This window comes from Serratia proteamaculans (genome assembly GCF_004684015.1).
GTDB classification, from domain to species: Bacteria; Pseudomonadota; Gammaproteobacteria; order Enterobacterales; family Enterobacteriaceae; genus Serratia; species Serratia proteamaculans_F.
Genome location: NZ_SRIA01000018.1, coordinates 193416 through 208101 on the forward strand (window position 1 = coordinate 193416; position 14686 = coordinate 208101).

Sequence of the window (14686 nt, forward strand, 5' to 3'; positions counted from 1 at the left end):
GGAGAAACCATGACCACCGAAACTGCCGCCACTATTTTACTGATTGATGACCACCCGATGCTGCGCAATGGCGTAAAACAGCTCATTGCCATGGACTCACGCCTGCAGGTGATCGCTGAAGCCGGCAATGGTGAGCAGGGTGTCACGCTCGCCGAAGAGCATGATCCGGATCTGATCCTGCTTGATCTGAACATGCCGGGCATCAATGGTCTGGAAACGCTGGATCGCCTGCGCATGACCGCGCTCTCTGGGCGCATCGTGGTGTTTAGCGTGTCGAATCACGAAGATGACGTAGTCAGCGCGTTAAAACACGGTGCCGACGGTTATCTGCTGAAGGATATGGAGCCAGAGGAACTGCTTAAGGCGCTGCATCAGGCCGCAGCGGGTCAGATGGTGTTAAGCGAGGCATTGACACCGATCCTGGCGGCCAGCCTGCGTGAGAACCGCCCCAGCGCCGAACGCGATATCCAGCAGTTGACGCCACGTGAGCGCGACATTCTCAAGCTGATCGCCCAGGGTCTGCCGAACAAGATGATCGCCCGTAAGCTGACCATCACCGAAAGCACCGTCAAGGTGCACGTCAAACACCTGTTGAAAAAAATGAAGCTGAAATCACGCGTTGAAGCCGCCGTCTGGGTGCTGCAGGGAAAAAACGGTTAATTACCACCGTTCAATGGTCCGGTTTCCGCCGGAATAGTCGGTGGTTGCAGTATTTTAGCCGGTGGCAGCCCGTGATCAGCGTCTGAAGAGGCCGTCAGCGGCGGCGTCACCTGCAGCTGGATCCAGTTAGAGGTCACCAACTGCTGTTTATCGTCTTCCAGCGTCACCGACAATTGGTAACGATTAGTAGCATCCGGCGAGACATCCCATTGCGGCACAATCAGGCTCCAGCCGTGCGGATCATTGCTGTTGTGTGAGGGTGTCAGACTCAGGACTTGCGTATCGCCCTGCCAGCTGACGCGGGTAATTTTGTTGCTGGTTTTGATTTCCAGCACCAGCGGCAGGGTTTCCCCCGGTTGCAGGCGCCAAGGCGGCGTAGCCAGGAACACTTGCAGCGTTTTGCGCTGCTTAAACGCCATCACCGGCACATTTTTCCGTTCGATGTTGTCATAACGGCTGCCACGCAACGACTTGGCCTGAGCGACATATTCCGGTGATATCTGCTTGACCAGTGGCACGCCCAAACGATAGCTGAGCGCCAGTTCGACCTGATCCTGACTCACCCCGCCTTCCCCCATCTTGTGTAACGCTTTCACCGTCACCAGCGGCACCGGGGTGTAATTCACCCCCAGTTGCATGGCACGCGGGTCATTTTGCTTTTTGCCGCTGCCAAACAGATCGACGTTCTCACCCCAGTACTGTTCATAGCTGAGCGAGCCGCCAATCTGGCGGTAAAACGGCAGATAACCCTGAGTGGTGATGTCATACCCGCTCGCCGGACGGCTGAGGAACTGGGCGTTATCCTTCTGTTGCGCCAGCGCCGACAGCGGATAGTAATAGTTGGCGGAAAAGCGCAGATAATCGCCCCAGGCTTCGGCCCCCAGGCTGGCGCGGTTATGCTGACGCGCAAAATCGCTGTCGAGCACCGTGTTATACCCCAGCAACCAATCGCCGGCGACCCAACGCTGGCCGAGGCCAAAGTTGCCCAGCGAACCGTCTGTTTGCTGCAGCAGGCCGATCTGACTGTAGGTCAGCAAGCCGTTAACATCATACAGCGGGCTGAACAGCTGGCCGCTACTGCCGGAAAAATCCCCCTGGTCGGACATCACCAGTGACAGTTTGGCGTTACCCAGTGGTGAAAGCAGCTCCTGGGCCTGCTGTTGTAACACGCTGCTGGCTTGCCCCACGGCATAGCTCTCGGCGCGGGTGCGCACCTGTTGGCTCGAAACGTTATTCAGGTTACGTTCACCCAGCTGTTTGGCCATGGTAGCCCACTCTTTTTCGCGCTCTGCGTCACTCGACGCACTGCCGCCCAATTCCGGCAAGTCATTGGCCGGTTGATGAGCCACAGAGTCCGGTGCGGGGGGCGATTCGGCATAGGCGGGCAACGCGCCACACAACCACGCCAACCCCATAACCGGTAAATAACCCGCGGCAAAAGGCACAACTTTTTTCAATCGGTAACGCGCTTTATGAATAACGTCTGTCATTACACCGTCGCCGCCCCTTGATCCAGAGGGTTGGCAAATAGACCTTTTCTTGCTGCCATCACTCCAGAAGGCAGAATACCCAAGCTTTGCACAGTCTGACATTTTCACCCTTACAGGCAACTGTCCGCCAAACTGCATCACGAACCCTAAAGTCTAATGGGTTTCTCATCAGAAACAATCGGATAAACCTCATTCGGCAGAGTGACAACGTAACATTAAACCCAATGACTTCAGCCAGAGACGTGGCGGCCAGGGCAACGCTAAAGCTCTTTCGGGTGGAAACAAAAATTCACTTTATTTCATCGCTGATTTTGCCGAAAAAAAACGCACATTAAAATTCACCAAGAGATTAATCTATTGATTATGCGTAGTAATCCGCAATTTCAGTGTATTTCACCCGGCATTTAACAACATCTTGCGGACCCCTGCGCAATACCGATAATCGATAAGTCATTCGCTCTGCGTGAAAGCCATTTTGCCGCTATGTTGAACGCTAATTTCACGCCAGCAGGGACGTTTTTATGTTCGATAATCCCCAGATCGATTTCTGGTTTCGCGGGCTGTTTGTCCCGGCCATGTTGCTGCCTGCCACCCTCGCCACCCGGCTGATTGACTCCCTGTCGCCAGGCTTGACACAGCCTTCGCTACTTAAGGCACGCACAGTGATATTGATTGCCGTCGGTGCCGGACTGGTGGCCCTGCCTTTCACTATCCCCCTGCTGCACCGGCTATTGTTGCTGCCGGTAGCGGCGCTATTGCTGGCGCTGGCACTCATTGACTGGCAGTACCGGCTGCTGCCGGATCGTCTGACGCAGCCGCTGCTTTGGGCCGGGCTGTTGGTCAATCAGCAAGGCTATTTTGTTTCGCTGACCGAGGCGGTGACCGGGGCCAGCGCCGGTTATCTTTCGCTGTGGTTGCTCAATGCGGCCTATCGCCGCAGGCGGAAAACGGACGGTATTGGTCAGGGGGATTTTAAACTGTTGGCGGCGCTGGGTGCCTGGACCGGCTGGGCCGCGCTGCCGATGCTGGTCACCGGTGCTGCGATTGCAGGACTGTGCGCTTCGGCAATGGCCGTTTTACTGCACAAATCCGGCAGGCAGGATACGCTGCCCTTTGGCCTTTATCTGGCGCTATCCGGCTGGCTGGTTCTGCTGTTGACCGCCGATATTGGCATTTCACCCTTCAGCGGAGAAATCACGCTATTTCATCTAATTTCACCCTGACATCCAGCCTTTTTCCGCTGTTATAGCTGGCTGTTAATATAGCTGTTATGGCGAGCATCCCTCTGCGCCACTATGATTTATTTAATCAAACACAGGAGGTTGTATGTCAGGTCGTGGTTTATCTGCACTCGCGCTCAGCGCGGCATTGGCTACCGGTTCGCTTTCGTTCGCGGCACAGGCCGCCGGCACCTTTACCCTCAGTTCACCGGCATTTCAGGATGGTGGCACGCTGGCACAGAAATATGCCGGTGCCACACCGGGCAACGCCAGTTGCACCGGCGACAACGTTTCGCCACCGCTCAGTTGGGCCAACCCACCGGCAGACACCAAAAGCTTCGCCCTGCTGCTGTCCGATCCCGAGGGCCGGGCCGGTCTGGGAGTCAGCCATTTAGTGGCCTATGGCATCCCAGCCAGCGCCAGCGGCTTCGCCGAGGGCGATCTCACCCAGGGCAAGGGCTTTGTCGGTGGCAAAAACTCGCCCGGCACCGCAGTTTATCATGGCCCCTGCCCACCGGCTGGCTCTGGGCAGCACCACTATACCTTTGTGTTGATCGCCACCGACCTGCCGCCCCACGCGCTCGGTCCGGGACTCACCCGCGAACAGTTACTGGAGAAATTACAGGGCCACGCCAAGGGCGGTGCGGGCATTATCGGTCGCTTCGGCCAATAATCGTTCAGAGGGTCAGCACGCCTGCCGGTGTGTCAGACAGCCCCCAGCGCTGAGGTAATCTGGGGAGTGGGTTACTTACTCACGCGATCCAGATACAGCATGCTGTTGGCGATATCCACTTTGGCGTCTTTAACGTTGTCGCGCAGCGCCACCAGCGTTTGCCCCTGCAATGCCACCACGTAAGGTGAACTGGTTTGGAGTTCGCGCTGTAAGCTGGCGTAGTGGGCGGCGCGTTTTGCCCCGTCACCTTCCGCCGCCGCTGCGCGGGTTTCCGCACTCAGCGCCGGGATGTTCCACTGGGTACGCCATGCCAGGGTTTTCGGCCCGTTTGGCACGTTATAGGCAAAGGCGCTGGCGTTAGTGTTCGGATCCAGATAGTCGGCCCCCCAGTAGGTGAAAATGGCCTGGAAATCACGGCTGCGCATCTTGCCCCACAGATCGCTTTCCACCACCGGGTGGATATCCAGTTGCAAACTGGCCCTGGCAAAGCTGGCCTGGAGCGCCTGGGCAATATCGGTGTACGGTGGCTGATTGATGACGATCAGGTCAATGCGCGTGCCCTCGGCGATCCCGGCGTCATGCAAAATCTGTTTGGCCCTGGCCACGTCGAGCTTGAACGGTTGGTCGTCGATCGCGCCATCCAGCCCCAGCGGCAGAAATGCCTGATGGACGCGGTACTGCCCCTTCAACAGGTTGTCGGCAATGGATTGATAATCCACCAGCCAGCGCGCCGCCTGCCACAGGGCCGGGTTGCTCAACGCCGGCGTCTGCTTGCTGCCGGTGTTGAAACCGAGATAATAGACCTTGGATGAGTCCTGCTGCTCTATCCTGACCCCAGGCTCTTTACGCAGCGAATTGAACTGATCGGCACCCAGATCGTAAGCCACGTCGGCGTCCCCTTTCAGCAGCAACAGGCGCCGGGTTCCGGCATCGCTAACGTTCTTCAGCAGCACCGTTTTCAACTTCGCCTGCGGCTGGGCGTAGTCGTTACGACTGAACAACAGTGCCTCATGCGGCACATAGTTACTGACGCGATAAGGGCCTGCACCGGCTGAATTGGAACGCAGCCAGGCATTGCCGAAGTCCCCCTGTTTGCTGTGCTCATTCAGCAGCTTTTCATCGACTATCGACGCCACCGGCGCGGTCAATAGCCGCAGTGCCAGCCCGCTGCCAATATTGGCCGACCAACTTAACTGCAGCTGGTTATCGCCCAACTTTTTTAACTGGCTTTCGACGTTTTCCGGCGTCCAGCCGAATTCGCCAAGAATGAACGACGGCGCCTTGTTCAGTTTTACCGCCCGCACCAGCGAGAAAATTACATCCTCTGGCCGCACCGGATTACCGGAAGCAAAGCGCTGATTAGCCTTCAGAGTAAAAATCAGGCTGCGACCGTCCGTCCCCGCCTGCCAACCACTGGCCAGTTCCGGGGCCAGTTTTTCCGGCGTGCTGCGATCCGGCGTCAGTAACCGTTGATACAGATTGACCAGGTTGGCCGAGCTGACGGTTTCGAAGCTTTCCGCCGGATCCAGACTGATGATGCCTTCCAGCGAACTGACTACCACCAGCGTGTCTTTCGGGGTGGCCGCCTGCGCGCCAAAGCTCGCCGCCAGGGCGCTGAACAATAAGGTGGGGATTAACCGTTTCATTGATGCACTCTCCAGGATCACGCGGATGCGTTATTTTTCGAGTGTAGGGGCAGCGGCTTAGCAGAAGAACGACTATAAATTGCTTTATTTATTACGCAGATGAATATACCCGCCGGGTTAGCGGCGGGCAGTTTTCAGCTCACCAAACGGCCGTGCGCCATCGCCACCGAGCGATCGCACATGTGGTCAATCACATCGGCGTCGTGACTGACCAGGATCATCGTCAGGTCACCCGTCTGTTTCAGCTCGTTGAGCAGATTGAGGATCTCCGCCTGCACCGACATATCCAGCGCCGAGGTGGGCTCGTCCAGCAACAGCAGTTTGGGTTTTAACAGCAGTGCGCGCACTATCGCCACCCGTTGACGTTGACCGCCGGAAAGCTGGTGCGGATAACGATCAAGCAACCGGGGATCCAACCCTACCTGACGAAAACCGGCGCTAATCTTCTGTTCGATACCACTCTCTTTGAGCAATTTCAGCGGCTCCGCCAGGGTACGCAGCAACCGGTGTTTGGGATGCAGCGAAGCATAAGGATCCTGAAACACCATCTGTACCTCACGCCGCAGCGTACCGGTGAACGGACGCCCCGGCTGCAGATCGCGCCCCAACAACTGGAAACCGCCGCTCCAGTTTTCATTCAGTCCGGCCAACACCCACAGCAGCGACGATTTACCGCAGCCGGAAGGGCCGACCAAACCAAAACACTCGCCCGATTCGATATGCAGGTTGACCTCATGCACCACGGTACGCACGTCATAGCCCTGCCGATGGCTGACGCTGAGATTATCCAGAGTAATCAGGCTCATTTCAGCGACTCCAGCAGCGCACGATCCAATACCGGCAAGGATTTGCCATGGGTTTCCTTACTTGGCCGACACGACCACAGCGTGCGGGTATAAGGATGGGTGGCCGAGGCCAAACGATCGGCAGGCAACTGATCAAGCAGTTCACCCTTGTACATCACCAGCACCCGCTCGCAGTAGTGCGCCACTTGCTGTAAATCGTGGCTGATCAAAATCAGGCCCATATTGCGTTGTTCCACCAGATTTTCGATCAACTGCAATACCTGATCGCGCATCTGGTGATCCAGGGCGGACGTGGGTTCATCAGCAATCAGCAATTGCGGATCGTTAATCAACGCAATCGCCAGCATCACTCGTTGTCCCATGCCGCCAGACAGCTGGTGTGGGTAACGTTGACGCAGCGCGGCGGGATCGGGCAAACCAACAGCCGCCAGCATGTCCAGCACCTTCTCCCGCCGTTCGGCGCGGCTCAGACGGGTATGCAGCAACAGCGGCTCTTCCACCTGATGACCAATCGGCTGGGTCGGGTTCAGCGCATGCTTGGGATCCTGCATCACCATCGCCACTTTATTACCGCGCAGACGGTTCCACTGGCGCTCGTTCAGGCGTGTCAGATCGTCCCCGTCCAGGGTTAAACGCTGCGCCTGCAGCTGCAAGGGTGACGGCAGCAGCCCCATCAAGGCCCGCGCAGTCAGGGATTTGCCGGAACCGGACTCGCCGACCAGCGCCAGTCGCTCCTGCCCCATGGAAAATGAAATTTCTTTGACCAGCGGCGGCGAAGCCGGCAATGCCACCGACAGACGTTCAACGGTCAATAAAGGGGTATCAATGCCCATGACGAGGATCCATTTTATCGCGCAGGCCGTCGCCCAGCAGGTTAAAGGCCAGGCTGGCAAACAATATTGCCCCACCCGGTACCGCGGCGACCCACCATTGGTCGAAAATCACTTTGCTGCCCTCGGCCACCATCGAGCCCCATTCGGCGGTTGGCGGTGCCACCCCCATGCCGAGAAAACCCAAACCGGCGGCGGACAGGATAATACCGCCCAGACTCAGTGCCGCACGCACCACCGCACTCGGCAGGCACAACGGCAAAATGTGCCCGGCCATCAGCCGCAAGCCACCAATGCCCTGCATCCGCGCCGCTGCCAAATAATCACTGCGGCGCAGCGCCAGGGTCTCTGCCCGCGCCTGTCGGGCGAAAGAAGGCCAACTGGTTAACGCCAGGGCCAGTGCGCCGTTCATTAGCCCCGGCCCCAACACGGCAACAAACGCCAAGGCGATCACCAGGCTGGGCAACGACAGAAAGATATCGGTTATACGCATCAGAATACGCTCTACCCAGCCACCGAGATAACCGGCGCTGATGCCCACCAGCAGGCCAATCGGAATGGTCAGCAGCAGGATCAATGACACCAGGATCAGCGTTGGCCTGGCCCCGTAAATCACCCGCGACAACAGGTCACGGCCAAAGCCGTCGGTGCCCAGCCAATGGCCGGAAGAAGGCGGCAACAGCCGCAGCTCTATGTGCTGCAAATTGGGATCAAAAGGGGCCAGCCAGGGGGCCAGCAGCGCAGTGAGGATTAAAATAGCCACCAGCGTTGCGCCAATTGTCAGCGTGGTCAGCCGGCCGCGTGGGCGGTAAGCGGTGGCCGGTTCGCTCTGGGGTTCATGTTCAGAAAGGTATTGGCTCATCGGGTTCGCGGGTCCACTAAATAGGTCAGCGCGTCGGCCAGCGCATTAAGCACCACAAAACAGGTGCCAATCAGCAAGGTGGCGCCAAGGATGGCCGGCGTATCGGCGGCAAACAGCGCGGTGGTCAGATAACGCCCTACACCGGGCCAGGCAAATACCGTTTCGGTCAATACCGCGCCCTCCAGCAGGCTGGCGTAGGACAGCGACAGTACGGTAATTAGCGTGCCCAACACGTTGGGGAACACGTGACGCACCAGAATGCGTGCGCGGCTGGCCCCTTTGGAACGCGCCAGGGTAACGTACTCTTTATTGCACTCTTCCAGCATCGCGGCACGCAACAAACGGGTGATGCCCGCCATCGACAGCAGCGCCAGCGCCACCACCGGCAGCCATAGGTGGCTGATGGCGTTGTAGAACATTTCGCGATCGCCGGACAGCCAACTGTCGATCAGAATAAACCCGCTGTGCGGCTCCATGCTGTACAGATAGATATCATCCAGTCGCCCCGGCCCTGCCGACCAGTGCAATGTGGCATAAAACAGCAGCAGCCCCAGCAGGCTGAGCCAGAAGATCGGCACCGAATAGCCGATCAGCGACAGCAGACGCGCCACGTTATCCAGCCAGCCGCCCGGTTTGATCACCGCCAGAAACGCCAGCGTAATGCCGCCAACGGCACCGAGGATAATCGCGCAGGTCGCCAGCTCTACCGTTGCCGGGAAGGTACGCAGCAAATCGCTCAGCACCGGTTGCGAGGTAATGCGCGAGATGCCCATATCCCCGTGCGCCAGATGCACCAGATAACGCCAGAACTGCACCGGCAACGGCTGATCCAGCCCCAAATCGTGGCGCACCTGAGCATAGGTGGCTTCGCTGGCGTGATCGCCGGCAATCTGCAGCGTAGGATCGATCGGCGCCAGGTGCGAGAGCATAAAAGTGAACAGCAGCAGGCCAAGCAGCGTCAGCGCCAACGACAGCAAGCCGGTAAACAGCCTGCGGCCCCAGCGCCAACCGTGCCGGACGAACCCGGCGGAAAAAGTACGGCTGATCATTACTTGCTGACCTTGCTGTAGAACACCATGTCTGGGTTGATACCCTGCTCATAGCCTTTCAGGTTGTCGCGCACCGCGATCAGGCTGCGCGCCTGCAGACCGATCACAAACGGCGAGTTTTTCTGAACGGCTTGCTGCAACTGTTGGTAATCCGCCACCCGTTTGGCGGTGTCATTTTCCGCCGTAGCCGCCAGCGTCAGCTTGTTCAACGCAGGGATCTGCCAGTTGGCGCGCCAGGCCAGCGTTTTGCTGCCGTCTTCCGGGTTATAGGCGAAGGCGGCGGCGTTGGTATTCGGATCAAAATAGTCCGGCCCCCAGGAGGTCAGGACCGCATCGTAGTTGAGGGACTTGACCTTGGTGGAGACCTGCGCGCTGAGGCCCGGCACCAGGCTCACCTTCACCCCGCCCTGCGCGAAACTGGCCTGCAATGCCTGCGCGATATCCAAATACGGCGGCTGATTGTTGACCTCTAGCTTAAAACTGACGTCTTTCAGACCGGCCTTGGCCAGAATTTCTTTGGCCTTGGTCGGATTAAAGCTGTAAGGCTTATCCTTTAACGCCCCCAGGTAACCCTCCGGCAGGAACGCCTGATGGTTCTGGAACTGGCCTTTCAGCAGGTCGTCGGCAATGCCTTTATAGTCGAACAGCCAACGCGCCGCCTCCCAGAATGCCGGGTTACCCAACGCCGGTGAAGCCTTGGCGTTGAACTGCAGGAAATAGAGTGAGGCATAGGGGATCGCCAGTGGCTTAACGCCCGGTTTACCTTTCAGCGCCGCCATCTGGTCTGCACCGAGGTTACGCGCGATATCGGCATCGCCCTGTTCAATCAGCAGGCGGCGAGCGGCCGGATCCGGCACGTTCTTGATCAGAATGGTTTTCAGCGTGGGGGCGCCCTCTGGCGAACCTGGGTTGGCGTCAAGCACCACCACTTCATGCGGCACATAGGTGCGAATTTTATACGGGCCGCTACCGGCGGAATGGCTGTTCAGCCACTGGTGACCCAAGTCATCGCCCTGCTGATGTGTCAGTGCTTCTTTGGCATCAACAATGGACGACACCGGGGCCGAAAGCAGGCTAAGCACAAACGCCGGGCTGACATTTTCGCTCCAGCTGATTTTGACCCGCTGGTCATCCACCTTACTCAGGTATTGGTCAACATTTTTAGCGTTCCAGCCCAGTTGCGTGAGGATAAACGACGGTTCCAGATTCAGCTTCACCACCCGCGACAGCGAAAAGATCACGTCCTCCGGGCGCAGCGGATTGCCGCTGGCAAATTTGGCGTCCGGGCGCAGGGTAAAAGTCAGGCTGCGGTTATCGCTGCCCGCCTGCCATTCGCTGGCCAGCGTCGGTTTAAGCTCAATCGGGTTTTGCGGATCGGACTGGATCAGGCGTTGGTACAGGCTGTTGAACGACTGCACCGTGGTTAATTCAAAACCCTGGGCCGGATCAAAGCTGACAACGTCATCAATCGACTGGGCGATCACCAGCGTATTGGCTGGAGTTGCTGCCTGCGTGCTGAAACTGGCCGCCACGGCCAAAAATACCAAAGAAGGAACGAACGCTTTCATCAAAACTCTCCAAGCGGATGGAATTTATAGTAATTTCGCGAGTGTATGTGAGAGCCATCGGCAGACGAAGGTACTTAAATAACTATAGATATTCTTTTTATGTCTATAGCTGCGATTTTGATTATTAAGCAGGCGGGGTTTTGCGGGTGGCGACGCAGAACAGGAAGTCTCAACAGGATAGGATGTGTACAAATAATGTTCAAAAGGAAGAGGCTATGAAACAGAAGGATCTAACCGACCCAACGCTAACCATTCAAGAACAAAAAGAAATCGCAATCGAAATTTTGCAGCAACATCTTCGCTGGCAAATGGCGAATCCACTGCCTCCTGAAGAGATCCCCATTTTGGAAGTCATTGGCCCAGTGCAAAAAAGCAAACGCCGTATGGTGAGAAAACTGTTGAGAAAACAGCTTTAACTTTATCTATCGCCGGGCGTATGCCCGGCGCGTTTTCGCCGGCGTCTGAACTAAATCTGGTAATCGATCACCGTATCGAGCTGTGAGGAAAATACTTTGTCCTTGATTTCGGTTAGCGATAGCGTCGGGTTACACAGCTGGATAAATCGCCAGGCATAGTTACGTTGTAACTGACTGCGTTTCAAACCTAACCAAACGGTATTGGGTTCGAACAGATGCTCGGCGTTAAGGCTGACCAGCCCATGATCGCGTTCCTTCTCGTAAGACATATCCGCCAACACTCCCACACCCAGCCCCAGTTCGACATAAGTCTTGATCACATCCGAATCCTGCGCGCTTAAGGCGATATCCGGCGTCAATCCGGCGGCTTTGAACGCACTATCGAGCCGTGAACGGCCGGTAATGCCCTGTCGGTAGGTGATCAGCGGCAAGGTGCTGAGCATTTCCAGCGTCACCTGTGGCTGACGAGTCAGTTCATGCCCCTCCGGCACCAGAATGGTGTGATGCCAACGGTAATACGGGAACGCCGCCAGAGACTCATCACTCATCAGCCGCTCACTGGCAATGCCGATATCGGCTTCACCGGAAGCCAGCATGCCGACGATCTCTTCAGGACTGCCCTGATTCAACACCACTCTCACCCGTGGATACAGCGCCCGGAACTCTTTAATCACCCCCGGCAGGCTATAGCGCGCCTGGGTATGGGTCGTGGCGATGTGCAACTGACCGGAGTCGTTACTGCTGAAGACGTCCGCCAGACGGCGGATGTTATTGGCATCATTCAGGATGCGCTCCGCCACCACCAGCAGCTCTTTACCCGGTTCGGTCATGCCCAATAAACGCTTGCCGCGGCGAATAAATATCTCGATGCCCAGCTCTTCTTCCAGTTCCCGAATATGACGACTGACCCCAGATTGTGAGGTAAATAAAGTGTTGGCCACCTCGGTCAGGTTGTAGTTGCAGCGCGCCGATTCCCGAATAATTTTTAATTGTTGAAAGTTCATCCACTCCCCCGGTAGAACAATTATTGTTAACACAGTGATACGGAGTCTGCCGTGAGGGGACAAATAAGAAATAACCTTTAGTTATGCATTTTCATGCTAAGTGAATTTTTCACCGCTATGAATTAACCGTTTCTTATCCTGAAATTAACCAACCTCTTTAAAATTAAAGAGATAAATACCCATCATTAAATTGTGGCTTAAATATTCATGCAGAATAAAGTTATTAAATATAGGTATTAGATATATGAAACACAAAAGGCTCAACATGTTGAGCCTTTTGAAAACGCGGTGCGGGGATTAGGCCGTCGCCTCTCCAGCAACAGGGCCGGAGGTATTCTGCTGCAACCACTGCTGCACATAGCAGACCAAATCACCAACACAGTCATCCTTCATACCGTGGTTTTTCAGCTCGGTATCGAGTGAGAACAGGTACTGAGCGTTGGTGCCCAATGGCCCACTGGCGCTGGCGATCAACGGGGCAATCACCTGGTGGCTGGTATCCTCTTCAAACAGCGGGTGCTGCGGGTTCATCACAAACACCAACGCGGTCACCACTTGGCCATCGGCCAGGGTGAGGTCACACCAGGTCGGCAAATAACAGCCGGTCAGCATTTCTCGTTTCCACAGCAGTTCCAGCTCTTCGCGCAGCTTGGCTTCCGGCAGGCGAAACGCCAGGCCGGTAGTATGGCCGCCCTCTTTCAGCGCCAGCATACGCCCCGGCTGATGCAAGGTGCCACGTCCGGCAGTCAGCCGTAAACAGAAGGCACGGTGCCAGCCCTGCAGCGTGGCCGGTCGCACCTCTTCGGATTCAAACACCGGGTTCCACATCAATGAACCATAACCGAAAACCCACACCGGGCTGTTATCCGGCCGACGGGATAAAGTACAATCCAGTGAGGCCGCACGCTGCTCTGATGTCAGTAACAACGACTCCTCAATGGTGCCGAATGCTGTTTTGCAATCCGCATTTTGCAGAAAATCTCGCGTTAACACCTTAACAACCTCCCGGGAATAAGATTGCTCATACTCCCTAGCCACTGTTCATCTTTATTATTGAATGCGGATTTTTATTAATTCTATAACCTTTCCCGCGATAATAATGACCTTATTCTTTTCTCGGGGAGCAATCAAGTTTCAAGCGTGGTTTAAAGTGAAAAAGTATTTGTACTCAGCAGCAATAATATTAATTGCCAAGCTGTAGCTTCAAAACGCAGGATTTACCGGCGCACCGATGCGCCGGATGAAGAAGTTACTTTTTATGCCAGTGGCCATCATCGCCTTTGTGGTAGCTTTGCTTGACTGCGGCCCAAGCCACCTTATGTGCCGTTTCCTCACGGCTGTCGTCACCGCGTCGGTCGTCCGGATCGCGGTATTGTTGCCAGGCGCTGTTGAATGCTTCCTTGTAGATCTCTTGCGCATGCGCCGGCAATACATTCTTCACATTGTCAGGCAAGGCATTGGTGCTGTTATAGGGCATCACTTTCCTCCAGTAAATAGTCAGTGAACCTTAAGCTTAGATGCCCCATCCTCTCGCTTCAATTAGCAAACAATTCTCATTATCAAATGGCGTGATATACTCAGCGCCAAACGAACATAAGGAGAACCCCGTGACTACCGAAGCCCCACGCTCACGCGCACCCTACCTGATTGCAGTCAGTGCCATTCGCGATATTACCCCGCACCTGCGTCGCATCACCTTCACCGCGCCGGACTTGCGCTATTACCCGGCCAACGCCGCCGCCGCACACATTAAGGTTTTCCTGCCGCTTGCAGGCCAGACACAGCCGGATCTACCGACGCTGACCGAAAATGGCCCACGCTGGGCAGCAGACGCGGTTCGGCCCATTGTGCGCACCTATTCCATCCGTGCAGTACGTCCGGAGTTGGCAGAGATCGACATTGAATTCGCCATTCATGACCACAGCGGCCCGGCGGTTGACTTTGCGCGCGCGGCAAAAGCTGGCGATAAAATTGGTATCAGTAACCCCGGTGGCCCGAAACCCATGCTGCCAGAGGCCGATTTCTACTACCTGGCCGGTGACCCTTCTTCTTTACCCGCACTGGCGGCTTTGCTGGAAGGTCTACCGGCACACAGTGAAGGTTATGCCTTTATCCGCGTAGATAGCTCAGCCGACGTGATCGAACTGAAAAAACCTGCTGGCCTTGAGCTAAGCTGGATCATTGGCGGCACCGAGAAAACGGCAGAGCTGATCACCCAGTTTTGCGCCTTGCCGCAGCCGCAGGCCGAGATCCAATACTGGCTGGCCGGTGAAGATCGTCTGGTGGTTGAACTGCGACGCTACCTGCGCCGCGATCGCCAATGTGAGCGTAATCGGCTTTATGCCGTCCCTTACTGGCGTGAGGGATTAAATGAAGAGGGTTATCATAATAAACGGCATGAAATTATGGACAATATTGATGACTGATGAGGATTTTTTCCTTTGTTAACGGTGTAATACAAC

General features: G+C 56.2%; 15 protein-coding genes. 5 read left to right on the forward strand and 10 right to left on the reverse strand.

What is annotated here, in order from left to right; genetic code table 11:
- Positions 1–9 precede the first annotated feature (9 nt).
- Positions 10–660: a two-component system response regulator NarL gene (narL, locus tag E5C26_RS14735; RefSeq protein ID WP_135316977.1), complete on the forward strand. Its 651-nt coding sequence runs from the start codon at positions 10–12 to the stop codon at positions 658–660.
- Here narL and E5C26_RS14740 read toward each other — a convergent pair.
- On the reverse strand, positions 657–2150 hold the full coding sequence (locus E5C26_RS14740) for a YchO/YchP family invasin (protein ID WP_135316978.1): 1494 nt from the start codon (positions 2148–2150) through the stop codon (positions 657–659). The genes narL and E5C26_RS14740 overlap by 4 nt on opposite strands.
- 521 nt (positions 2151–2671) lie before the next feature.
- On the opposite strand from E5C26_RS14740, the gene E5C26_RS14745 reads away from it, so the two are divergent.
- Together E5C26_RS14745 and E5C26_RS14750 are read left to right on the forward strand one after the other, a co-directional pair.
- The gene (locus tag E5C26_RS14745) at positions 2672–3373 is read left to right on the forward strand and encodes a prepilin peptidase (protein WP_135316979.1); all 702 of its coding nucleotides are present in this window, start codon (positions 2672–2674) and stop codon (positions 3371–3373) included.
- A 103-nt stretch (positions 3374–3476) separates the two neighbouring features.
- Positions 3477–4043, forward strand: a complete 567-nt coding sequence (locus tag E5C26_RS14750; RefSeq protein ID WP_135316980.1) for a YbhB/YbcL family Raf kinase inhibitor-like protein — start codon at positions 3477–3479, stop codon at positions 4041–4043.
- 71 nt (positions 4044–4114) lie between these two features.
- Here the strand turns inward: E5C26_RS14750 and E5C26_RS14755 are convergent, their stop codons facing one another.
- The 6 genes from E5C26_RS14755 to E5C26_RS14780 form a co-directional block, all read right to left on the reverse strand.
- Entirely contained in the window at positions 4115–5689 is a 1575-nt protein-coding gene (locus E5C26_RS14755) for an ABC transporter substrate-binding protein (protein WP_135316981.1), read from the reverse strand.
- A 134-nt stretch (positions 5690–5823) separates the two neighbouring features.
- On the reverse strand, positions 5824–6495 hold the full coding sequence (locus E5C26_RS14760; protein WP_135316982.1) for an ABC transporter ATP-binding protein: 672 nt from the start codon (positions 6493–6495) through the stop codon (positions 5824–5826).
- On the reverse strand, positions 6492–7328 hold the full coding sequence (locus E5C26_RS14765) for an ABC transporter ATP-binding protein (RefSeq protein ID WP_135316983.1): 837 nt from the start codon (positions 7326–7328) through the stop codon (positions 6492–6494). The genes E5C26_RS14760 and E5C26_RS14765 overlap by 4 nt, the downstream gene beginning before the upstream one ends.
- Positions 7318–8187, reverse strand: coding sequence for an ABC transporter permease (locus tag E5C26_RS14770; RefSeq protein WP_135316984.1), 870 nt, complete (start codon positions 8185–8187; stop codon positions 7318–7320). The genes E5C26_RS14765 and E5C26_RS14770 overlap by 11 nt, the downstream gene beginning before the upstream one ends.
- Positions 8184–9236 carry an ABC transporter permease gene (locus E5C26_RS14775; RefSeq protein ID WP_135316985.1) on the reverse strand — a complete coding sequence of 351 codons (1053 nt, stop codon included), beginning with the start codon at positions 9234–9236 and terminating at the stop codon, positions 8184–8186. The genes E5C26_RS14770 and E5C26_RS14775 overlap by 4 nt, the downstream gene beginning before the upstream one ends.
- Positions 9236–10804: an ABC transporter substrate-binding protein gene (locus E5C26_RS14780; protein ID WP_135316986.1), complete on the reverse strand. Its 1569-nt coding sequence runs from the start codon at positions 10802–10804 to the stop codon at positions 9236–9238. Before E5C26_RS14780 ends, E5C26_RS14775 begins: the two co-directional genes overlap by 1 nt.
- Before the next feature lie 215 nt (positions 10805–11019).
- Between E5C26_RS14780 and E5C26_RS14785 the strand changes: the two genes are divergently transcribed.
- On the forward strand, positions 11020–11220 hold the full coding sequence (locus E5C26_RS14785; RefSeq protein WP_135316987.1) for a hypothetical protein: 201 nt from the start codon (positions 11020–11022) through the stop codon (positions 11218–11220).
- Between the two features lie 50 nt (positions 11221–11270).
- Here E5C26_RS14785 and cbl read toward each other — a convergent pair whose 3' ends face one another.
- The 3 genes from cbl to chaB form a co-directional block, all read right to left on the reverse strand.
- On the reverse strand, positions 11271–12224 hold the full coding sequence (gene cbl, locus E5C26_RS14790) for an HTH-type transcriptional regulator Cbl (protein WP_135316988.1): 954 nt from the start codon (positions 12222–12224) through the stop codon (positions 11271–11273).
- Positions 12225–12521: 297 nt separating this feature from the next.
- Entirely contained in the window at positions 12522–13217 is a 696-nt protein-coding gene (locus E5C26_RS14795) for a gamma-glutamylcyclotransferase (protein WP_135316989.1), read from the reverse strand.
- A 256-nt stretch (positions 13218–13473) separates the two neighbouring features.
- Positions 13474–13701 (reverse strand): putative cation transport regulator ChaB, encoded by a 228-nt coding sequence (gene chaB, locus E5C26_RS14800; protein WP_135316990.1) that lies wholly within the window; start codon positions 13699–13701, stop codon positions 13474–13476.
- A 130-nt stretch (positions 13702–13831) separates the two neighbouring features.
- On the opposite strand from chaB, the gene E5C26_RS14805 reads away from it, so the two are divergent.
- The gene (locus E5C26_RS14805) at positions 13832–14650 is read left to right on the forward strand and encodes a siderophore-interacting protein (protein ID WP_135316991.1); all 819 of its coding nucleotides are present in this window, start codon (positions 13832–13834) and stop codon (positions 14648–14650) included.
- Positions 14651–14686: the final 36 nt, after the last annotated feature.